At 63.7% G+C, this 20,585-nt stretch carries 18 protein-coding genes and 1 pseudogene; 9 read left to right on the top strand and 10 right to left on the bottom strand.

The genetic code is table 11. The features are described from left to right. From AC1DU8_RS01240 to AC1DU8_RS01215, 6 genes are all read left to right on the top strand, one after another. The gene (locus tag AC1DU8_RS01240) at positions 1–915 is read left to right on the top strand and encodes a PhzF family phenazine biosynthesis protein (protein WP_457281421.1); all 915 of its coding nucleotides are present in this window, start codon (positions 1–3) and stop codon (positions 913–915) included. Between the two features lie 15 nt (positions 916–930). Then, positions 931–1,644 (top strand): VOC family protein, encoded by a 714-nt coding sequence (locus AC1DU8_RS01235; RefSeq protein WP_477666464.1) that lies wholly within the window; start codon positions 931–933, stop codon positions 1,642–1,644. A gap of 1 nt (position 1,645) precedes the next feature. Further along, complete coding sequence (locus tag AC1DU8_RS01230) at positions 1,646–2,284, top strand: LysE family translocator (protein WP_457281423.1); 639 nt, start codon at positions 1,646–1,648, stop codon at positions 2,282–2,284. Between the two features lie 55 nt (positions 2,285–2,339). Then, complete coding sequence (locus tag AC1DU8_RS01225) at positions 2,340–3,362, top strand: threonine dehydratase (RefSeq protein ID WP_477666463.1); 1,023 nt, start codon at positions 2,340–2,342, stop codon at positions 3,360–3,362. A 139-nt stretch (positions 3,363–3,501) separates the two neighbouring features. Next, the gene (locus AC1DU8_RS01220; protein WP_477701961.1) at positions 3,502–4,170 is read left to right on the top strand and encodes a histidine phosphatase family protein; all 669 of its coding nucleotides are present in this window, start codon (positions 3,502–3,504) and stop codon (positions 4,168–4,170) included. 93 nt (positions 4,171–4,263) lie between these two features. Next, the gene (locus AC1DU8_RS01215; protein WP_477701986.1) at positions 4,264–5,394 is read left to right on the top strand and encodes a hypothetical protein; all 1,131 of its coding nucleotides are present in this window, start codon (positions 4,264–4,266) and stop codon (positions 5,392–5,394) included. 97 nt (positions 5,395–5,491) lie between these two features. On the opposite strand, the gene AC1DU8_RS01210 is transcribed toward AC1DU8_RS01215, so the two are convergent. From AC1DU8_RS01210 to AC1DU8_RS01195, 4 genes are all read right to left on the bottom strand, one after another. Next, positions 5,492–6,832, bottom strand: a complete 1,341-nt coding sequence (locus AC1DU8_RS01210) for a PQQ-dependent sugar dehydrogenase (protein WP_477701985.1) — start codon at positions 6,830–6,832, stop codon at positions 5,492–5,494. 133 nt (positions 6,833–6,965) lie between these two features. After that, positions 6,966–7,424 (bottom strand): Lrp/AsnC family transcriptional regulator, encoded by a 459-nt coding sequence (locus AC1DU8_RS01205; protein WP_457281426.1) that lies wholly within the window; start codon positions 7,422–7,424, stop codon positions 6,966–6,968. A gap of 560 nt (positions 7,425–7,984) precedes the next feature. Then, positions 7,985–10,117, bottom strand: coding sequence for a sensor histidine kinase (locus AC1DU8_RS01200; RefSeq protein WP_477701548.1), 2,133 nt, complete (start codon positions 10,115–10,117; stop codon positions 7,985–7,987). Then, positions 10,114–10,839 carry a response regulator transcription factor gene (locus AC1DU8_RS01195; RefSeq protein ID WP_477666461.1) on the bottom strand — a complete coding sequence of 242 codons (726 nt, stop codon included), beginning with the start codon at positions 10,837–10,839 and terminating at the stop codon, positions 10,114–10,116. Before AC1DU8_RS01195 ends, AC1DU8_RS01200 begins: the two co-directional genes overlap by 4 nt. A gap of 208 nt (positions 10,840–11,047) precedes the next feature. Between AC1DU8_RS01195 and AC1DU8_RS01190 the strand changes: the two genes are divergently transcribed. Continuing rightward, complete coding sequence (locus AC1DU8_RS01190; protein WP_457281430.1) at positions 11,048–12,331, top strand: SPFH domain-containing protein; 1,284 nt, start codon at positions 11,048–11,050, stop codon at positions 12,329–12,331. Next, positions 12,331–13,755 carry a hypothetical protein gene (locus AC1DU8_RS01185; protein WP_457281431.1) on the top strand — a complete coding sequence of 475 codons (1,425 nt, stop codon included), beginning with the start codon at positions 12,331–12,333 and terminating at the stop codon, positions 13,753–13,755. Before AC1DU8_RS01190 ends, AC1DU8_RS01185 begins: the two co-directional genes overlap by 1 nt. Before the next feature lie 19 nt (positions 13,756–13,774). On the opposite strand, the gene AC1DU8_RS01180 is transcribed toward AC1DU8_RS01185, so the two are convergent. Then, on the bottom strand, positions 13,775–14,617 hold the full coding sequence (locus tag AC1DU8_RS01180; RefSeq protein WP_477666460.1) for a creatininase family protein: 843 nt from the start codon (positions 14,615–14,617) through the stop codon (positions 13,775–13,777). A 167-nt stretch (positions 14,618–14,784) separates the two neighbouring features. Then, positions 14,785–15,012 (bottom strand): annotated as a pseudogene (locus AC1DU8_RS01175) (IS1595 family transposase); the annotation flags it as partial. 228 nt (positions 15,013–15,240) lie between these two features. On the opposite strand from AC1DU8_RS01175, the gene AC1DU8_RS01170 reads away from it, so the two are divergent. Then, the gene (locus AC1DU8_RS01170; RefSeq protein WP_477666459.1) at positions 15,241–15,453 is read left to right on the top strand and encodes a hypothetical protein; all 213 of its coding nucleotides are present in this window, start codon (positions 15,241–15,243) and stop codon (positions 15,451–15,453) included. Between the two features lie 98 nt (positions 15,454–15,551). On the opposite strand, the gene ubiA is transcribed toward AC1DU8_RS01170, so the two are convergent. The 4 genes from ubiA to recG all read right to left on the bottom strand — a co-directional run bounded on the left by ubiA (position 15,552) and on the right by recG (position 20,382). After that, positions 15,552–16,400: a 4-hydroxybenzoate octaprenyltransferase gene (gene ubiA, locus AC1DU8_RS01165; protein ID WP_477666458.1), complete on the bottom strand. Its 849-nt coding sequence runs from the start codon at positions 16,398–16,400 to the stop codon at positions 15,552–15,554. A 166-nt stretch (positions 16,401–16,566) separates the two neighbouring features. Further along, positions 16,567–17,091, bottom strand: a complete 525-nt coding sequence (locus AC1DU8_RS01160; protein ID WP_477666457.1) for a Dps family protein — start codon at positions 17,089–17,091, stop codon at positions 16,567–16,569. 91 nt (positions 17,092–17,182) lie between these two features. Continuing rightward, entirely contained in the window at positions 17,183–18,184 is a 1,002-nt protein-coding gene (locus tag AC1DU8_RS01155; protein WP_477666456.1) for a LysR substrate-binding domain-containing protein, read from the bottom strand. Positions 18,185–18,231: 47 nt separating this feature from the next. Further along, complete coding sequence (gene recG / locus AC1DU8_RS01150) at positions 18,232–20,382, bottom strand: ATP-dependent DNA helicase RecG (RefSeq protein WP_477666455.1); 2,151 nt, start codon at positions 20,380–20,382, stop codon at positions 18,232–18,234. Between the last annotated feature and the right edge of the window lie 203 nt (positions 20,383–20,585).

Raw genomic sequence — 20,585 nt, 5'->3', positions numbered from 1 at the left:
ATGAAGCAGCGCGCATTCAAGCAAGTCGACGTGTTCACACCCACCCCTTACTTCGGCAACCCCCTGGCCGTGGTAATCGACGGCAGCGGCCTGGATGACGCCGCCATGCAGCGCTTTGCCAAGTGGACCAACCTCTCGGAAACCACTTTCCTGTTGCCACCCGCAGACGCCACGGCTGATTACAGCGTGCGCATCTTCACACCCGGCGGCGAACTGCCTTTTGCCGGCCACCCCACGCTGGGCAGCTGCCACAGCTGGCTGGAAGCCGGTGGGCAACCGCACAGCAAAGACTTTATCGTGCAGGAGTGCAAAGTAGGCTTGGTGAAGATTCGCCGCGAGACGGGCACAAGGCGCCTCGCATTTGCCGCGCCGGCCCTGAAGCGCTCCGCGCCCAGCCCCTCGTTGCTGGCACAGGTAGCCGGCGCGCTGGGATTAAAAGCGACAAGCATCCTCGCCGCCCAGTGCCTGGACAACGGCCCGATGTGGCTGGGCTTGCTGCTGGACAGCCCGGAGACCGTGCTGCAACTGGCGCCCGATCACAAGGCGCTGGCCAAGCTGGGCACCAAAGTCGGCGTGGTGGCGCGCTACCCACGTGAGGAAACCGCGCCGTTGATTGCACGCGCCAACCGCGAAGCCAAGGCGTTCGCAGCCTCCGCACCTGAAACAACCCCTGATTTCGAAGTGCGGGCCTTCGCCGCTCCCATCGGCGTCGACGAAGACCCCGTCACCGGCAGCCTCAATGCCAGCCTGGCCCAGTGGCTGATTGCCGAAGGCCACGCGCCCGAGCGCTATACCGCCTCGCAAGGTGTCTGCCTGGGCCGCGCCGGTCAGGTGCATATCGAGCGCGATGCAGCCGGCCAGGTGTGGGTGGGCGGCGAATCGGTCACCTGCATTGACGGAAGCGTGACGCTTTAGGAACCAGCCCTCACCATGGAACGCAGCACCGCACTCCCGCCGCTGGCCTCACAGGTCGACCACCTCGTGGTGGTGGCGGCCGGCCTCGCCGAAGGCGTGCAGTGGTGCGAACGCGTGCTGGGCATCACGCCCGGGCCGGGCGGCGAGCATCCGCTGATGGGCACGCACAACCGGCTCTTCACAGTGGCCTCGCCGGCCTTTCCACGCGCCTATTTCGAAATCATTGCAATCAATCCGGACAAGCAAACCCCGCGTACGGCACCGGCCAGACGCTGGTATGACCTGGATGATCATGAGTTGCAGCTGCGGCTGAGCAAGACCGGCCCGCAGCTCGCGCACTTTGTCGCCTCGACGCCCCGTGTGATCGCGGCGGTGCGGGCGCTTTCCCGCCTGGGGCTGGATCGCGGTGAGGCGCTGGACGTCTCGCGCATGACGCCGCAAGGCCAGCTCAGCTGGAAAATCACCGTGCGTGAAGATGGTCAGAGGCTGTTTTACGGTGCGCTGCCCACGCTGATCCAGTGGGGCGACGTGCATCCGGCCGATGGCATGGCGCCCTCAGGCGTCACGCTGCAATCGCTGCACGCCAGCCACCCGCGCCCCGACGCATTGCGCGGCGGCTACGAGGCCATAGGGCTGGCCGGTGTAGGCCTCTCGCAAGGCCCGCCCAATCTCATCGCCACGCTGCAGACGCCGCGCGGCCTCGTCACCCTGGAATCCAAAGGAGCCTGAAATGTTGACGTCCACTGAACTCGCCTGGTTTGCTCTCGCCGCCCTGGTGCTGGTGCTCACGCCCGGGCCTAACATGATTTACTGCATCTCACGCACGCTGTGCCAGGGCCCCCGCGCCGGGCTGGTATCGCTTAGCGGCGTGGCGCTGGGGTTTGTCGTCCATCTGCTGGCCGCGTCGTTCGGGCTAACCGCACTGCTGCTGGCCGTGCCGCTGGCCTTTGATGCGATCAAGGTGGCGGGCGCGGCCTATTTGCTCTGGATGGCCTGGCAAGCCGTCAAGCCCGGGGGCCTGGCGCCTTTTGAAACGCGCGAGCTGCCGCACGACCCGCCGCGCACTCTCTTCCTCATGGGTTTTATGACCAACCTGCTCAACCCCAAGGTCGCCATGTTTTATCTCTCGTTCTTCCCGCAGTTTTTGCACCCAGAACGCGGCGACCTGCTGCTGCAAAGCCTGACGCTGGGCGCCGTGCAGATCAGCGTCAGCACGGGTGTGAACACAGTGCTGATCTGCTTCGCCGCGGCGATTGCCGGTTTCCTCAACCGCAATATCAGCTGGATGCGCGTGCAGCGCTATGTGATGGGCACCGTGCTGGGCTTGCTGGCGCTGCGCCTGCTGACTGAAAAGCGGGTGGCCGCATGAGCCGCCGGGCCGTTCCCAAGGCGAATGCCGCAGCTCGCAAAGCGGAGGCCACCCAATGAGCACGGTACTCGACCGCGCGCCGGAGCTGGGGAACAGCATGCTGCCTTCGCTGCAGGAGATTGAAGATGCGGCCCGTGTCGTCTACCGCGAGTTCCAGGCCACGCCGCAGTACCGCTGGGGCCTGTCCAGCCAGCGGCTGGGCGCCGACTGCTGGATCAAGCACGAGAACCACACACCGGTGGGCGCGTTCAAGCTGCGCGGCGGGCTCACCTACTTTGAGGCACTCAGGCAACGCGGCGAGCTGCCGCGAGAAGCCATCAGCGCCACACGCGGCAACCACGGCCAGAGCATAGGCTGGGCCGCCCGCGCGCACGGCGTGCCTTGCACCATCGTGGTTCCGCATGGCAATGCGGTGGAGAAAAACGCCGCCATGCGCGCACTGGGCGTCACACTGATCGAGCACGGCAACGACTTCCAGGAAAGCCGCGAGTTTGCAAAGAGGCTGGCTGCCGAACGCGGCGCCCACATGGTGCCGAGCTTTCATGCGGATTTGCTGCGCGGCGTCAGCACCTACTGGTGGGAATTCATGCTGGCGGTGCCGCAACTCGACGTGGTGTATGTGCCGATAGGCCAGGGCTCGGGCGCGTGTTCGGCCGTTGCCGCCAAGCTGGCGCTGGGCCGCAAGCTGCGCATCGTGGGCGTGGTCAGCGCGCACGCCACCACCTACGCCGACTCGCTGGCCGCGGGGCGCGTGATTGAAGCACCGGTGACTACCTACCTGGCCGACGGCATGGCCTGCCGCGTCGCCGACCAGGCAGCACTTGATATTTTGCTGCCGCACCTGGAACGCGTCGTGAAGGTGACGGACGACGAAGTAGCCCAGGCCATGCGCGACCTTTATGCCGACACACACAACGTGGCCGAAGGCGCGGGTGCGGCAAGTTTTGCTGCGGCCATGCAGGAGCGCGGCCGGCTCAAAGGCCTGGTGGTGGGCACCACCTTGTGCGGCGGGAATGTGGACACGGCGACTGTCGCCAAGGTGCTAGCTGCCGGCCCCCACGCTTCTCGCTTCGCGTAGTGCGCTGCCCCCCGAGGGGGCGCTGCGCCTGCGGCCCGGCAAAGCCGGTTCCGCGGCCCCGGCTGGATTGGCCTTTGGGTGCCGGCACCGGTCGCACGCGTGACTGGCCGCAGTTGCCACGCACGACACAATTCCAGCCATGGGAACCCTCTACCTCGTGCGCCATGGCCAGGCCTCATTTGGCGAAGACGACTACGACGTGCTCAGCCCCATGGGGCGCCAGCAAAGCGTGCGTCTGGGCGAGTACTTCAAGTACAAGGGCATCACCTTTGACGCCGCTTTCACCGGCACGCTGCAGCGGCAGATCAATACCTTTGCCGGGATCTGTGAAGGCATGGGTATCACCATGCAAGCCACACAGCGTCCCGGGCTCAATGAATATGACAGCCACGCAGTCATCGGCGCCATTCACCCGCACAAGCTCGAAAAACCCACCACGCCCGAGGAATACCGCGGCCACTTCCGGCTGTTGCGTGACGGGCTGGCACAGTGGATGGCCGGCGTGGTCAGCCCCCAGGGCATGCCAAGCTACACCGAGTTTGTTGAGGGTGTAACCTCTGTCCTGAACCACATTCGTGCCAGTTACAACGGCAATGTGCTGCTGGTTTCCAGCGGCGGACCCATCTCGACCGCTGTGGGCCATGTGCTGGGCACCAGCCCTGAAACCACGATAGAGCTGAACCTGCGCATACGCAACTGCTCACTTACCGAGTTTGCCTTTACGCCCAAGCGGCACATGCTGGTGACCTACAACACCTTGCCACACCTGGACGCGCCCGAACACGCAAGCTGGATTACTTACGCCTGACCGTGCCCGCGAGCAGCCGGCTTCGTGGTTTTTCCGCCATTGCCGAATCGACCACAAGCAAAGATACTTTGCGGCAATATGACCGCCGCCCTGATGCCCAGCCTTCGTCCTGTCGGAATTCGCCTTCACGGTGAAACAACCGGCGCGCTGGCAGCTTCCACTTACAGTTTCCTGGTGCAGCTTGAAAAGCTCGGCCTGCAGGACGCCGTGGAAACCAGGGAGATTTTTCCGGGCTCCACCGCCGCAAGAAGCTTCTGCCTGCCGGACGGCCTCGCCGCACAATGGGCGCCCGGCCTGGACACCCTGGGCCTGGCAGAACGGCTGCAGCTGGATACGCTGAACAACAGCGAAGACCTGGAACGAGAGATTCTTCTGGCCATGCTGCTCAGCCCGGTCGCGTTTGAATTTCCCAGCCATGCGGAGCTGGCATCGGCAGTGCGCATACGCCGCAACATCGTGCTGGCTGCGCGCAAGACTGCACTGGAATTTCACACCACCGAAGTCAACCGGCCGGAGGACTGCTGGGTCTACTCGGAAGACGCTGGCTTTACCGTCAAGCCCGGTCACGCATTGATTCCCGCCCTGGAAAAAGCCACCCAACCCGAGGCCTCGGGCAAGCTGTATTCCTTTTCCTGCTACCGCGCGACCGAATACGTGATCCTGCTGGCCATCGCGCAGGAACTCGAAACCTGCAACCCGCCGTTGCTGGCCGCGCTGCAGCAGCGCTGGGAGCGCCAGGCCATCATGTCGGGCAAATTCCACGACGTGTTCCTGCGCGAATACGGCACGATGGAACAACCCCTGCCGCCCAGGTATTACGTGCCCGGCGACCGGCTATGGTTCCGAAACCCCGATGAACACTCTTCGGACGTTTCGGGCTATGAAGGCTCCTGGGTGTTCTACATCGGCAACGGGCAGTTCACCAACTTCTGGAAACGCGAGCAGCCCTACACCCTGACGGCCAAATGCCTGGAGCTGTTTCACTGGCGGCATGCCACCTACACCGACGAAGCCGGCGAGTTGCGTATCAATGAAAGCATCGTGGAAGCCGGCGTCAAGGCCTCCAGCACCGACCCGGCCGAGACGGCACGAATCCTGGAACTGATGCTGCGCATGCGTGAACCCAAGGGCGTGTATGCATCGGGCGGGTGCATAGACACTTCGCGGGAACATCCCCGCTGGGTCTGCCCGGGTACCGCCGACATGGTGTTGCCTACAGCCTGATGCAATTTCAGGCAGCATAGTCGCTATTAAATTAATAGCTGCTTGCGCTCATAAAATAAGGGCTTCAGGCACTTTCCCCTTAAGAAACCCAAACCTTCTATTTCGGCTGGCTAGCGCTCACCCGCCAGACCACGTTGCCCACATCGTCAGCCACCAGCAGCGCGCCGCGCTTGTCCATCGCCACGCCCACCGGCCGGCCGTAGGCATGGCCTTCGGGGCTCAGGAAACCCGTGAGCACATCCACCGGCAAACCGGCCGGCAAGCCCTGGCGAAAAGGCACGAACACCACCTTGTACCCGCTGTGCGGCACGCGGTTCCAGGAACCGTGTTCACCGATAAAAACTCCCATGGCCAGTGATGGCGGCAGCGCATTGCCTTCTGAAAACACCATGCCCAATGGCGCGACATGGGAGCCCAGCGCGTAGTCGGGTGAAACCGCTTGCGCCACCAAGTCCGGACGCGGCGGCTTGACGCGGTCGTCCACGTGCCGGCCGTAATAGCTGTAGGGCCAGCCGTAAAACACACCATCGCGCACCGAAGTCAGGTAGTCGGGTACGAGGTCGCTGCCGATCTCGTCGCGCTCGTTCACCACCGTCCAAAGTGCGCCGCTGCCGGGTGCCCAACCCATGCCGTTCGGATTGCGCAGGCCAGAGGCAAACACGCGGTGGCTGCCGGTTTTGGCATCGACCTCCCAGATGGCGGCGCGGCCAGTTTCGGCCTCCATGCCGCGTTCGCCCACATTGCTGTTGGAGCCGACGGTGACATACAGCTTGCTGCCGTCCGGACTGGCAATGATATTTTTGGTCCAGTGGTGGTTGATGGGGCCGGCCGGCAGGTCCACCACCTTGACGGGCGCCGCCGTGATGCGGGTCTGGCCCGGCTGGTAAGGAAAGCGCACAACAGTATCGGTGTTGGCCACGTAGAAATCGTTGCCCACCAGTACCATGCCGAAAGGCGAGTTGAGGTTTTCCAGAAACACGCTGCGGCTTTCGGCCTTTCCGTCGCCGTCGGCGTCGCGCAGCAGGGTGATGCGGTTGGCCGTGGGCGCGCCGGCGCCGGCCCGGCCCATCACCTTTTTCATGAACCAGCCGCGGATGCCCTTGCCATCTTCCGGCTTGGGTGGCGCATTGCTTTCAGCCACCAGCACGTCGCCGTTAGGCAGCACGTAGACCCAGCGCGGATGGTCCAGGCCGCCAGCCAGGGCCGTCACGCCCAGGCCCGCCATGGGCGTGGGCATAGCACCCTCGGGCCAGCCCTTGGCCGGCGCAATGTTCACCGTGGGAAACAAGGTCTTGTTGGGTTTGGGCAGGGTTGGATTGGCGCCCATACCGGCCTCCGGCGGCAACAGGGCGGTGTCACCGCACGCGGCCAGCGTACAGGCGAATGCCGCGCACAGCGCCAGAACATGCCAGACGCGTTGACAGGCAATCGATCGCATAAAACCCCCTGAAGAAATGACGGCAATGCCCGCGCCCTGCATGATGCAGGGCATTCGTCAGTGTGGGCGGGTGAGGTTCGCGCAGCTGTCAGCCGGCCCCAACGGCCGCTGTCAGCGCTGACCTTCGCCTGGCTCAGCCCGTCAGCAGGGGCAGGTCAGCCTTCTTGAGGGTGCGCAGCACAAAGCTGGACTTGCTGTGGCGTATGCCTTTGATCTTGTAGAGCCGCTCGCGCAGCAGGCGCTCGTAGTCCTTGGTGTCGTGCACCGCGATGCGCAGCAGGTAGTCGTATTCGCCGGACACCAGATAAGCCTCTATCACCTCGGGGATCGCCGCCAGCGTCTCGCCGAATTTCTCCAACGTGTTGTCGGAATGGCTGTCCAGCGTGACCTGCACCATCACCGTGTCGCCCAGGCCCAGCGCCTGCGCATTGAGGCGCACCGTGTAGCCCTCGATCACGCCGGCTTCCTCCATCTTCTTGATGCGGCCCCAGCAGGGCGAGGGGCTCAGGCCCACGGCCTGACCGATGTCTTGCAGGCTGGTGCGCGCGTCAGCCTGCAAAACCTGAAGGATTTTCCGGTCTAAAGTATCCATTCAGGTAATTTATCTGAAATTTTCTGTTTTACAGATTTTTTATCTGTTTATGGGAAATTCAGCAGCAAATCAGGCAAATTATTCGGCCACTCCCGGGAGATACTTTCTTCCATGGCAGCGGACTTACCGGTCCGTCTGGCAAGACAAGGCCTCCAGCGAGTTACCGCTCACTGGGGGCTTTGATTTTTATTCCATTGCTAATTCGCTGCGATAGGTCGTTACGCCGCCTTGCCGTGCCAGGGCCTGCCAATGCCATTTATGCAAATGCGAATGGGGTGAAAACGGTGCCAATCAAGGCGCGCGACGACGCCCAGACTTTTGTCTGGCTAGAAGCGCAACGCCGAGTGGCGCCGTTTTCACCCCATTCCCTCCGGGTTGCGATCAAAAAGGCCTTGCGCGGCGTTGCAAAGCCTTGACGGGGTCTACCCCGCCTGCGTTTTGCGCCTTGCTCAAGGCCTTTTTGACTCGCAACGCATCTGCATAAATGGCATTGGCAGGCCCTAAGCACTGTCTGCGGCGGCGCGCCTACTCTCGCAGCGAATTAGCAATGGAATCAGGGATCAGCCGACAGCGCACTGCAGGCGCAACTCCAGGCAAACACCGCTATCCCGGTTGTACGCGGTGATGGTGCCGCCCATCTTGGCCATATAGGTTTTGGCGACAAACAGGCCCTGCCCGCGCTGTCCCGCCACGCCGGTATCTGGCTGGTCAGACACGCCGTACTCGAAAATCTTGTCCAACAGGCCGGCCTCGATCTGCGGGCCCTGGTTGCTGATGCTGATCACTGCCTCGGGCGCTGTGCCTTCCTGTGCCTGCCGCGACAGCGTGATGCGAATCAGGCTGCCGGGCAAACGGTAGCGATCAGCGTTGCGCAGCACATGTGACACGACATCTTCCAGCGAATACTCGTCGGCACGCACTCTGACCGGCTGGGCCAGCGGATCAAAAGCCACACCGGGAATGCCCGCGGCCTCAGCGTTGCGCGCCACATGGCTCAGGAATTCATTGGCATCCAGCGTCTGCAGATTGAGCGCGGTGGATTCAAAGGCTTCGCTGGGCGACGCACTGCCGTAGAGCACGCGCACGGCCTGCTGCATGCGGCTGATGTAGCGGTGCGCCGGGTCGTCGGCACTTCCGTGCAGCACCATGAGCGATTGCAGGGGCGACATGATTTCGTGGCCTACCGCGTGCCAGGTGTCTTTTTCCTGGGCGACGCGGATCTGTTCGCGGCGCACGTCTTCATTGACGCGCTGCAGCAGGTCTTGCAGGCCGCCGGCCAGCACACCCAGCTCGTCGCCGCCGCGCAGGTCGGCCAGGTCAACCGTCGCCAGGTTGTCGCTGGCGCGCACGCCCTTGGACACGGTAGCGGCGCGGCGGGTGAGTTCGGTGATGCGGCGGATGATGCGCAGCTCAATGGCCAGCCAGGTCACAAAGATGGCCAGCAGCATGGCCCCCACAAACCAGGACACACGGGTGGCCACAGCCGTCAGGGCCTTGTTGACGGTGCGGATGTCGCCGGTCAGCGTGAGCTCATAGCGCCCCAGCGGCGTGCTGATGATGTCGGTGCTGGTGATGGGTGCGTCGTAGCCATCGACTTGCAGCCGGCGTATCAGGTAAGCGATCAGGGGGGAGGAGCGCTCTGTCGCCTCTGCGCCGGACAGCGCCACGATGTCAGTGCTGGCGCCGGCGGCGCCCAGCTTGCGGATGCGCAGCTTTTCGCCGGGCAACAGCAAGGGGGTGAGCTCAGCCCATGAGAATGGCGCCGTGGCGCCTGCGGCATTGCTGTCAAACAACGGCTTGCCCTCGCCGGGGGCCAGCATTTCCACCTGCACCTTGATCTGGTCCAGGTCAGCCGGCGGCCAGACGATGCCCGCAGGCCCTTTGGTAAACAGGGCTTCGCGAAAAAGCTCCACCGGCAGGCGCACGCTGACAAAGGCACGCCGGGCACAATCAGGGTCTGCCGCCAGCGTGCCGTCCACGCAGCGGCTGTCTTGCCAAAGCCAGCCGCGGAAGTCGCGCACGGGCCGGCTGGCCGGCGTGATCGGGCCCTCATCGGCAAAGCCGACCAGCCGGCCTCTGGCATTGGCAAGAGGCGAGGCGTTGCGCCCCTCGTCCATGGCCTGCATGGCCTGGAAAGGTGCGATCCAGCGGGAGCGCTGCCCGCGCATGTCGACCGTGATGCGGGCGCGGTGCGCCTGGCTTAAGTCCAGCGTTCCGGAGATGTGCGACACCAGGGGCCCGCTGTTGAAGCTGCCGACGGCATAAAGAAAACCGCCGGCAAAGGGGTTGTTGCCGACGGCCACGCACATCGACGCCGCGTCGGGGTATTGCACCAGGCAGCCGGCCATCTCCACTGCCTGCTGGGCCTTGTTGCGATCGTCGAAATCGAGGGCCGAAAAAGGCAGCACCAACGGGCGCAGCGGCGTCACCTCATGCTCGTAGGCCGTGGGGTTGAGCAGCACCAGCTGGCCCGTGGGATGGCGCAGCTTGGCGGCGATCTGCGCCTGGTTCTTGCGAAAGCCGTCCTGGTAATTGCGGTAGCTGCGCTCCTTTTCGTCTTGCAACACGGCGATGGCCAGGGCGACGGTGGCCAATGCCAGCAGAAAAAAAGCGCCGCGAAAAAATACGCGCAGGCCGAAGGGTACGCGCGCCGGCAGCAGGCGCTCGACATCCAGGCGGGTGGGCAGCTTCACGCCTTGCCTCTGCCGCGCGGGGGCTCCGGCGCCTCAGCCCAGCGAAAGCCTCGCATCGGGATGTTTTCAATGCCGTCAAAGGCCGCATCGATTTCCTTGAACGCGTCGCGAATCGTGCTGACGTGCTTGCGGATGTTGTCGCGGTTGCGGCCGCTCTTGACCACCTGGTAGAGGTCGTCGTAACTCACGACCTCGCCGCGGCGCGCGTGCAGCGCTGCCAGGATGCGTTGCGCCGTCAGCGGCAGATTCACGCGCTGCCCGCGCCAGATGGCGGTGTTCTGTCGCAGCGGGTCCAGCTGCAGTTCCTGGCTGTCGCCGGCTGGCGCCCTGCCTGCGGGTTTGGCCTTGGCGGTCCGCAGGATGTCCAGGAAGGTCTCGATGAAGTCGGCCTCCTCAAACGTGGTTTTTTGCAGATAGTCCCAGGCGTCCAGAGCTTTCATGATGCTGCGGTAGATGGCGGCCGGCATGGCGGACACCACCAGCACGGGCGTACCCTGCCGCTGCTTGTTGATGGCGTTGATGATGGCCACGCCGGCATGGCGTTCGCGCCCCAGTTCGATGTCCAGCACCACGGCGTCATAGCCTTCGCGGGCAACGGCGGCCTCGGCATCGTCGCGGTTGAACCACTGGTCGACCTGGATGCCCGGACGGGCCGATTCAATCCAGCCCTTGAGCTGGTTGCTCATGGGCAGGTCGTCTTCGATCACGGCAATTTTGGTCATGAGGCCTCAAGAGGATGGGGTGTCGCCATTATGGGTGTGGCCTGCGCCAGGCCGTGTGAGTGTTTCTTCCGTTGGCGGAGGGTTGCCGCCGCCAAACCGTGCAAAGACACCGCGCAGGCGCATTGAATGCTCCGGGCCCGATTCGAACAATGGAGGCCAGAGAAAGCGCAACCCGCGCCTCTCGCCAAACCAACCGGAGGAGCCCATCATGAACCCACGCCTTAGCCGTATTTCCCTGCGCATCCGCGCCATCTTTTCCAGGGGGGTGCGCGGCACCCGCCGTATCGCTGCCACAGGGGTGCAGCGCGCCGCCAGCGCCAGCGGCCTGATGATCGCCACCGCCGCGGCGGGCGCGGTCGGCTACCTGCTGTGGGTGCACCCTCCCATGGAATCGGTGGCGCGCGGCGACGTGGCGATTCGCACCAACCAGCTGACCGGCGGCGTCGACGAATTCCGCGAAGGTTCCCTGCTGCTGCTGCCCGGCCTGCACGAGGTGCGTACCTTCTCGCTGCGCGACCAGGTCTACCGCCCTGAAGGCAGCAGCCGTGCCGACGGCCCCTCGCCCTTCCAGTCGATTGAAGGCATGTCGCTGGGTGTGGACATCACGGTGCGTTATGCACTGGACCCCACCAAGGTGAACGCACTGTCGAAAAACCTGCCTGACGACATTGCCGGCCAGATCGTACAGCCCGCCGTGCAAGGCGTGATCTACAAGACCTTCACCCGCTACACCGTACGGGAGATCTTCTCAAGCAAGCGTGCCGAGATCCAGCAGCTCATCGAAGCCGAACTCAAACCCAAGCTCGCGGCCGACGGCATCCTGCTGCGCACGGTGCAGATGGGCAAGGTCGACTTGCCCGCCGACTACCGCCAGGGCATGGACAAGCTGCTGGCCGAAGAGCTGGCCACGGAAAAGATGCGCTACACGTTGGCCCTGAAGGAAAAGCGCGTCAAGGAAACCGAGCTGGACGCGATGGCCGAAAAAATACGCCGTGAAACCAATGCGCAGGCCGCCGCCAGTGAACAGGTAATTGCAGCCAAAGCGCAGGAAGAAGCCATGAAACATGTCCTGCCCTTCAAGCAAAAGCAGATCGAGCAGCGCCAGCTCGAAGCCGAAGCCGACAAGCAGTCACGCATACGCACGGCGGAGGGCAGCGCCCAGGCGCGGCGCATCGAGGCATCGGGCGAAGCCGATTCGCGCCAGAAACTGGCGGATGCCGAAGCCTACCGGCTGGACCGCGTGGGCAAGATCAACAGCGAGCAGATGGCACGTGAAGGCGTGCTGATCACGCGCCACCCGCTGCTGATCCAGAAGACCATGGCCGACAAGCTCAGCGACAAGATCACCGTGATCATCGCCCCGCCCTCCACCAGCGGCGGCTTTGTGGGCGCGGGCCTGCTGGGCGGCGCGCCCAAGGCCGGCCGCACCGTGGCGCAAGCGCCGCGCGACGCCGGCACGCAAGACAACAACGACAAAGAAGAGGCCGAATAATGATCACCACCGCACTTCTTACCCTCGCCATCGTGACGCAGGACCAGGCCACCCTGCGCGCCGCGCCGCGTGATTCGGCCGCACAGCAGGCGGCCCTGTGGCAAGGCGACGCGCTCGAGATCCGCGGCCAGCGCATGGATTACCTGCAGGTCTACGACCACAGGCGTGAACGCGCGGGCTTCATCCACGTGAGTCAGGTTCGCACGGTCTCGCTGCAGCCCGAGGACGCGCCGCAGCTCCTCTCGGTGGTGCGCTTCCTGCGCGAAAGCCCGGGCGCCGAAGCCCTGGGCATTGCGTACACGGCCGCTTACCTCAAGGCCGCGCCGGCAGACGCCATAGGCGCGGAAGCCTTTGATGCGTTGGGCACCATGGCCGAACGCCTGGCGCGCCGCGCCTCCATGAAGCACGGCAAGGCCACGAGTGACGTGATCTCTGCGCACATGGAAGTGGCCACCTTTTATGGCGTGAACTTTAAGGGTTATGAGCAGAACGGAAGCATGCAGCTTTGCTACAACGGCGAGGCCTTTCGCCGTGTGCTGGCGCTGCCATCCGACGCCGAGCAACGCGCACGCGCCGCGCTGGCCGTGACCCGCCCCGACTGCATGAGCCCCGACCTGCATCCGCAGGACCGCTTCACGCAAGACCAGTGGCGCGCCGAAGTGCTGGACAAGGTCAGCGCCGCGCAGTTCGCCCAGTTGCCTGAAGTCAGCAAAAACCGTTTGCGCCTGCGCCGTGCCGGCGTGCACGCCAGCCTGGCGTTTGAGCAGGCGCGCCGGGCCGAAGCACCCACGGCAGCCGCCCAGCGCGCCCTGGCGGAACTCGCGGCGGTGAACAAGCTGGAGCTGACGGACAACGACAGGCAGGACTACAACGACGCGGCGATTCGAGTGGGCGCCTCACGATGGGGCGCTGAAACCGCGCTACCCCGCTTCGCCAAACTGACGGTAGCCACCGAGACGGGCCAGGCCGGCGAAACCTGCGTGGCGCTGTACGAAAACAAGGCCGACGGCAAACCCGGCAAGGAGGCCGTGGCCAGGCGCTGCACCTACGGCATCGTGTGGACCGCGTCCGCCAGCGCCCACCCGGATGGCCAGGCCCTGGCGCTCGCGGTGCAGCCGCTGGACGCCTGGCGCGAGCTGTGGGTGTTTCGCAAAAGATCCGGGCAATGGACGATTGAGGTGCTGCCGCCCGCCAGCAATGGCCCCGAGTTGGGCTATGTGGAATTTGCCGGCTGGGTGCGCGGCACGCCTCACATGCTGCTGGCCCGCGAGACCCGCATTGCCGGGCGCCTGCGCCGCAGTTTCGAGGTGGCGCGCATGGACAGCTTGACGGCCGAGAAGCAGGCCGGTGACCCGGGAACGCTGGCGGCCTTCGCCCGTTCGCAGGACGCCGCGTGGAAGCGCCAGACCGTGATCCTGCGCTAAATACCCGCCCCGCAACAGCCTAGAACGCGGTTTTATCGCTCAGCGTATCAGCCGGCAGTTGGTCGATCTCCGACAGAAGCCGCGCCAGGCTGCGCCCCGCTGCATTCAGCAGGGCGCGGCCTTTGTCTGCTGTAGCGGCAGCCGCATTGCCCACCGCACCCTGCGGGTTGTAGTCCTGCATCTGCCAGGCCAGCTTGGCGCTGCGGCCGTCACCCAGGATGCTGAACTTCGCAGCCCTGTCCTGTGAAGTGGAGTGAAAGTTCTGCGCCTTGGCCATGTCGACCTGACCCGGCTTGAGCGCCAGCATCATGGAGGTTTCGATCTCGCCGGCGTGGATGCCGAAGCGGTGCTCTTCGGCACTGAACAAATCATTCACGGACTTGCCATCCTCACCTGTGAGCGGCAGGTTGAACCAGTTCACGCTGTAGACCAGCATGCCCAGCCGGGCCCGCAGGTCGCGCGCCACCACGTCCAGCAGGCCAACCTGGCCGCCGTGCGAATTGAGCAGCACCAATTTCTTGACCCCCGTTTGCGCAACGGATTCGGCCAGCTCGGTCCAGAGCCGGATCACGGTCTCGGCTTTTAGCGTGAGCGTGCCGGCAAAGCGATCGTGCTCGGGGCTAAAGCCCACCGCCTGCGTGGGCAAAAACAGCACCGGCTGCGTTGGGGGTAAATGCGGCAAAGCGGCTGCAATCACACCTTCCACCAACGTCGCATCCACATTAAGCGGCAGGTGCGGGCCGTGCTGCTCCACCGCGGCCACCGGCAGCACCGCAATACAGCGGGCCAAGTCCAGGCGCGAAAAGTCAGGGCTTTTCAGGTCGGGCCAGAAACGGGGTGGGTTGGCTGCATCGAAGGTCATGGAGGGTATTTTGAGCTATCTGGCGATGCCGGGGGCTGGGGACTTCTGGCTGGTGGCGAATCGAAACAGTTCTGGCGAGCGGGCAAATCCCCAGGCTCTGGCGGCTCAACCGAGCGTGAAAGCGCACCGATCGCCATCAATCAGGGGCTTAAGAAGCAAAAATCCCGTTAAAGAGGATTGTTTCCCGGCAAGGATAGCAGCGACTTGTACAGGCTGCAGTGGCGGTGGTTGAACCTGAACCCGGTTTCCTTCAAGTGCAGTTAGAAGGTGTGCCTGAGTGCACCGCTGAACTGCACCAGACGTCGCTTGGCATAGCGCCAGAAGCTCTCGATACCGTTGACGTGAACTGAGCCCCGGGCAAACTCATTGTTGCCGCGGTTGACCCGCAGGTGTCTTCTGGTGATGAACTTTGCCTCTTAAGCCCCTGAATTAATAGCAATATGATTCTTTTGTCGTGGCAGCACGTGGCCATGGGATTTGCGGATGACCGCGGCCGGGCAAGTCAACCGCCCTGCGAGGGAAGACGTTGAAGAAGAGCGTCTGTCACGGCTGCCCTGGTCCTTCGTGGACAGTTCACCCGGCAACACCCGCACCATAACTTTTCCAACATCCGGAGCTTCCCCATGAACAAATTACTGTCCACCCTCATCAGCGCAGCCGTCCTCGCCATGCCCCTGGCCGTGATCTCCACGCCAGCAGCGGCCCAGGCCGCCGCACCCGCAGCAGCCCCTGCCGCCGCACCTGCCGAAAAAGCCGCCGCGCCCACAAAAGCCAAGGCAAAAGCCAAACACAAGGTCAAGCACAAGGCCAAGGCAAAAGCCAAAAAATCGGTGTAATTTGCGGATGAAGTTCCGCTGAGCCCTTGATCAGGCGGCAGGAATTGAAAAAGCCCGCAGATGCGGGCTTTTTTATGGCCGTCTGTTTCGGCGCAGGCTCAACGGCCCAGGTACGACAGCGCAATTCCCGCAAATACCGTAAAGCCCAGCCAATGGTTGAGCCGAAACGCCTTGAAACAGTCATCGCGCTCGCGCTTGCGGATCAGCCAGCCGTGCCACAGCGCCTGCCCGAGCGCCATCGCAATTGCTATTAAATAAATAGCTGGTTGCGCAATATCCATAAGGGCTACAGCCCAAATTAACAGAAAAATCAGGTAGCTGAGCATGACGCCCGCCACATCGAACCGCCCCAGTGTGATGGCCGACGTTTTCATGCCGATCTTCAAGTCGTCGTCACGGTCGACCATGGCGTATTCCGTGTCGTAGGCAATCACCCAGAACAGGTTGCCCAGCAATAGCACCCAGGCCAGCAGCGGAATGCGCGACTGTACGGCGGCAAAAGCCATCGGAATGCCAAAGCTGAAAGCGACCCCCAGCACCGCCTGCGGCATGGAGACATAACGCTTGGCATACGGATAGACCAGCGTTACAGCCAGCGCGGCGAATGACCAGGCGATGGTGACGGTATTGGTGGTGAGTACCAGGCCAAAAGCCAGCAGGGCCAGCACGGCTCCCAGCAACAGCGCCTCCCTGACGGAGACGGCGCCGCTGGTCACGGGCCGCTGCGCCGTGCGTTTGACGTGGCGGTCAAAATCGCGGTCGGCCACATCGTTGACGCAACAACCCGCGCTGCGCATCAGGAAGGTGCCCAAGGTAAACACGGCCAGCAGATGCCAGCCCGGAAAGCCGTGCGAAGCTACCCACAGCGCCGACAGGGTCGGCCACAGCAGCAGCAACCAGCCCGCCGGGCGATTCCAGCGGATCAGTTGCAAATAATTGGCCCCCACGCTTTTCACTTCGTGTAATGCGCTGCCCCCCGAGGGGGCGCTGCGCCTGCGGCCCGGCAAAGCCGGTTCCGCGGCCCCTGCTGGCGAAGAAGCGTCCCTCGCGCTGTTTGCCTGCAGCGGTGCTGATTTGCCGTTATCAGCCTCGTCTGAAACGCGCATGCAAGACTTACTCTTCGAGCAAGGAGCGCAGCATCCAGGCCGTCTGCTCGTGCACCGTCAGGCGCTGCGTCAGCAAGTCCGCGGTCGGCTCGTCACTGGCCTTGTCGGCCAGTGGAAATAATTCGCGTGCCGTGCGTGCGACGGCTTCATGGCCCTGCACCAGGATACGCACCATCTCCAGCGCCTTGGGCGGCACCACAGGTACATCGGGAATCGACGCCAGCTTGCCGAACTGAGCGTAAGAGCCCGGTGCGGGATGGCCCAGCGAGCGGATACGCTCGGCCACCGGGTCAACCGCGGCCCACAGTTCGGTGTACTGCGTCATGAACATCAGGTGCAGCGTGTTGAACATCGGCCCCGTCACATTCCAGTGGAAGTTATGGGTGGTCAAGTACAACGTGTAGGTGTCGGCCAGCAGGCGGCTCAGGCCCTTGGCGATCGCTGCGCGGTCTTTTTCATTGATGCCAATGTTGATGGAAGGTGCGGGCTTGCCGGTGGTTTTGCCGGCTGGTTTGGCAGAAGACTTGGCCATGGTGTTTCCTTTTTTAAAATTCAGGGATAACTTTAACGAAATCAGGACGACGGCCGCAACAGCCGCCGTCAATGCCGGTCATAGACGGGATTCAAGACAGGCGGATGACGCCGGGCAGTTCGCAGGCGTAGATGGCGTTGCGCAGCGCGGCAATGGCCTCGTATCGCGTGAAGCTGCGACGCCAGGCCAGCACCACGCGCCGGCTCGGCACATCGCCGTCAAACGGCAGGTATTTGATGAACGAAGGTTGCTCTGCTGCCACCTTGCTGCGGCTTGCGGCGGGTTTTCCCTTGGCGGGCTTCCCGGCAGCTGCGGCCTGCTCGGCCAGAGCCTCCTTGGGCACGCCCAGTCGGGGCACCAGCGTGATGCCCATGCCCGCCGCCACCATGTGCTTGATGGTTTCCAGCGACGAACCTTCGAAGCTTTTGCTGATGCCTTCGGCGCTGCTGGAAAAGCGTGCAAATTCGGGGCAAACCTCGAGCACGTGGTCGCGAAAGCAATGGCCGGTCCCCAGCAGCAGCATGGTTTCCTTCTTGAGCTCCTCGGCCGTCACGCTTTTGCGGGACGCCAGCGCATGGGCGCTGGGCACCGCCGCCATGAAAGGCTCGTCATACAACGGCGCAATGGCCAGGTTGGTGTCGGGAAAGGGCTCGGCCAGGATGGCGCAGTCAATTTCACCGGTACGCAACTCTTCCAGCAACTTGACGGTGAAGTTTTCCTGCAGCATCAGCGGCATCTGCGGCGTATGCGCAATCGCCTGGCGCACCAGGTCGGGCAACAGGTAGGGGCCAATCGTATAGATCACGCCCAGCCGCAGCGCACCGGCCAGCGGGTCTTTGCCGCGCTTGGCAATTTCCCGGATGTTGTCGGCTTGCTCCAGCACGCTCTGGGCCTGGCGCACGATTTCTTCGCCCAGAGGCGTCACGGTGATTTCGTTGGCGTTACGCTCAAAGAGCTTGACCTGCAGCTCTTCTTCCAGCTTCTTGATGGCCACACTGAGGGTGGGCTGCGAGACGTGACAGGCGTCTGCGCCCTTGCCGAAATGCTTTTCCCGGGCCACAGCGACGATGTATTTGAGTTCGGTCAGCGTCATGGGCTTATTGTGCTGCTTTTCTCAATCGCTGCATCGCCAGATGTTGCTTAGGCCTTCAGGTAATCGGCTTTGCCGCCCAGCCAGCGCAGGATGTGCCGGTGGGCCAGCTCCGCATGCCGGTCCAGCACGAGCGGAGCCCGCTCGCGCGCCCAGGCCAGCAGCGCGGCATCGGTTTCCAGGTCGGCAAAGCGCAACAGCGGCGCCCCCGACTGCCGCGCTCCCAGGAACTCCCCCGGCCCACGGATTTCGAGGTCGCGCCGGGCGATTTCGAAGCCGTCATTGGTTTGCGCCATGGCTTTGAGGCGTTCGCGCGCCATCTCGCCGAGCCGGGACGCTTCGCCGGTCGAATACAGCAGCACGCATGCCGACGCTGCCGCGCCGCGCCCGACACGGCCGCGCAGCTGGTGCAACTGGCTCAGGCCAAAGCGCTCGGCATGCTCGATCACCATCAGCGAAGCATTGGGCACGTCAACGCCCACCTCGATCACCGTCGTACTCACCAGCACGCCCATTTTCCCGGCGGTGAACTGGCTCATTACGGCCTTCTTTTCTGCAACCGGCATACGCGAATGCAGCAGCCCCACGCTGACGCCTGGCAAGGCCGCGCTCAACGCTTCATGCGTTTGCGTGGCATTGACCAGGTCGATGGACTCGCTTTCCTCGATCAGTGGGCAGACCCAGTAAATCTGCCGCCCTTCCGCCAGCTGCCCGCGTATGCGCGTGATCACTTCGTCGCGCCGCGCGTCGCTCACCACCTTGGTCACGATGGGCGTGCGGCCGGGCGGCAGCTCGTCGATGGTGGAGACGTCAAGGTCAGCGTAATAACTCATCGCCAGCGTGCGCGGAATCGGCGTGGCGGTCATCATCAAAAGATGGGGTTCCTGCCCGCCTTCAGTCATTTTGCTGCGCAGGGCCAGCCGCTGCGCCACGCCAAAGCGGTGCTGCTCGTCAATGATGGCGAGCGCCAGGTTTTTGAACTTCACCTTGTCCTGGATCACAGCGTGTGTGCCTATGACCAGACCGGCCTCCCCGCTCTCGATCAGCGCCAGCATCTCGCGCCGCTCTTTTGTTTTCTGGCTGCCGGTCAACCAGGCGGTCTTGATGCCCAGCGGCTCCAGCCAGCCGATCAGCTTGCTGAAGTGCTGCTCGGCCAGGATTTCCGTAGGCGCCATCAGCGCGCATTGCCAGCCCGCATCCATGCAGCGTGCCGCAGCCAGCGCCGCCACCACCGTTTTGCCGGCGCCCACGTCGCCCTGTAACAGGCGGTGCATGGGGATGTTTTTTTTCAGGTCCGCTTCAATCTCGTTGCACACGCGCTGCTGGGCGGCGGTCAACCGGAAAGGCAGGCGCTCCAGCAATTGGTCATGCAGCGTGCACTGCGTGCCGCGCATGGGCGGGCCCACCAGCGAAGGTGCGCGCATGGCTGCGCGTATGCGCCTGGCCTGCAGCTGCGACAGCTGCTGGGCCAGCAGCTCTTCGGCCTTGAGCCGCTGCCAGGCCGGGTGGCTGCGGTCTTCCAGCGTGGCCAGCGAGACATCTGGCGTGGGGTGATGCAAAAACTGTAGCGCCTCGCGCAGATTCCATAAGGGCTGCAGCCTGTTTTCACCTAAAACCTCAGGCGGAAAGGTCTCGCGGAGATCAGCCCGCGCCAGGCCGCTGAGCACGGCTTTTCGCAGGTAGGTTTGCGGCAGTCCGGCCACGGTGGGATACACCGGCGTCAGTGCGCCGGGCAGCTCACCGCCGGCCAGTCTGAAGCTGGGGTGGATCATTTCACGGCTGAGGAAGCCGCCGCGGATTTCACCCCGCACCCGAACATGGGCGCCTGTGCTCAGCGTTTTCTGGTGAGCCGGGTAAAAATTGATGAAGCGCAGCACGCAGGTGCCGCTGCCGTCGTCTACCGTCACCCGCAGCTGTCGGCGCGGGCGAAAGGCGATCTCGCTGTGCGTCACCTGGCCTTCGATTTGCACCAGATCGCCGTCCCGCGCGTCCGCCAGCCGCACGATGCGGGTTTCATCCTCGTAGCGCAGGGGCAGGTGCAAGGCCAGATCGATGTCGCGGCGCAGGCCCAGCTTCTCCAGGGCTTTTTGCGCAGGGGATTTGGGCGGGGCTTTCTCAACCTGCGGGCGGAGCACAGCGTTGTCCCCGACTGCAGTCTCAGGCGGGACAGTTTTTCGGACGGAGGCACCAGGAGGCGACATGGGACAATTGTGCCGTCAACCTAGCAACCGCAGTTGACCTCTTGCAAACCTCTCAGAATCCGCTTGAATACCGTCACCCCTCCCTTCGCTGGCACTCAGCTTGTGCATAACAACGCTATGCACCCGATTGCGCCACCCGCACAGCACCATGCGGCGTTGCTCCGCCTTGTGGGCAACAGCCCACAGCGTTGTCGCGCCTTGCC

Source organism: Polaromonas sp. P3_A5 (assembly GCF_056403055.1).
The sequence above is the reverse complement of the archived record's forward strand: the minus strand, read 5'-3'. Positions and strand labels throughout refer to the sequence as shown.

Excerpts from the sequence above, each read along its gene's own strand:
- AC1DU8_RS01240 (WP_457281421.1), top strand. The coding sequence starts at position 1 with ATGAAGCAGCGCGCATTCAAGCAAGTCGACGTGTTCACACCCACCCCT.
- AC1DU8_RS01235 (WP_477666464.1), top strand. The coding sequence starts at position 931 with ATGGAACGCAGCACCGCACTCCCGCCGCTGGCCTCACAGGTCGACCAC.
- AC1DU8_RS01230 (WP_457281423.1), top strand. The coding sequence starts at position 1,646 with ATGTTGACGTCCACTGAACTCGCCTGGTTTGCTCTCGCCGCCCTGGTG.
- AC1DU8_RS01225 (WP_477666463.1), top strand. The coding sequence starts at position 2,340 with ATGAGCACGGTACTCGACCGCGCGCCGGAGCTGGGGAACAGCATGCTG.
- AC1DU8_RS01220 (WP_477701961.1), top strand. The coding sequence starts at position 3,502 with ATGGGAACCCTCTACCTCGTGCGCCATGGCCAGGCCTCATTTGGCGAA.
- AC1DU8_RS01215 (WP_477701986.1), top strand. The coding sequence starts at position 4,264 with ATGCCCAGCCTTCGTCCTGTCGGAATTCGCCTTCACGGTGAAACAACC.
- AC1DU8_RS01210 (WP_477701985.1), bottom strand. The coding sequence starts at position 6,832 with ATGCGATCGATTGCCTGTCAACGCGTCTGGCATGTTCTGGCGCTGTGC.
- AC1DU8_RS01205 (WP_457281426.1), bottom strand. The coding sequence starts at position 7,424 with ATGGATACTTTAGACCGGAAAATCCTTCAGGTTTTGCAGGCTGACGCG.
- AC1DU8_RS01195 (WP_477666461.1), bottom strand. The coding sequence starts at position 10,839 with ATGACCAAAATTGCCGTGATCGAAGACGACCTGCCCATGAGCAACCAG.
- AC1DU8_RS01190 (WP_457281430.1), top strand. The coding sequence starts at position 11,048 with ATGAACCCACGCCTTAGCCGTATTTCCCTGCGCATCCGCGCCATCTTT.
- AC1DU8_RS01185 (WP_457281431.1), top strand. The coding sequence starts at position 12,331 with ATGATCACCACCGCACTTCTTACCCTCGCCATCGTGACGCAGGACCAG.
- AC1DU8_RS01180 (WP_477666460.1), bottom strand. The coding sequence starts at position 14,617 with ATGACCTTCGATGCAGCCAACCCACCCCGTTTCTGGCCCGACCTGAAA.
- AC1DU8_RS01170 (WP_477666459.1), top strand. The coding sequence starts at position 15,241 with ATGAACAAATTACTGTCCACCCTCATCAGCGCAGCCGTCCTCGCCATG.
- AC1DU8_RS01160 (WP_477666457.1), bottom strand. The coding sequence starts at position 17,091 with ATGGCCAAGTCTTCTGCCAAACCAGCCGGCAAAACCACCGGCAAGCCC.
- AC1DU8_RS01155 (WP_477666456.1), bottom strand. The coding sequence starts at position 18,184 with ATGACGCTGACCGAACTCAAATACATCGTCGCTGTGGCCCGGGAAAAG.
- recG (WP_477666455.1), bottom strand. The coding sequence starts at position 20,382 with ATGTCGCCTCCTGGTGCCTCCGTCCGAAAAACTGTCCCGCCTGAGACT.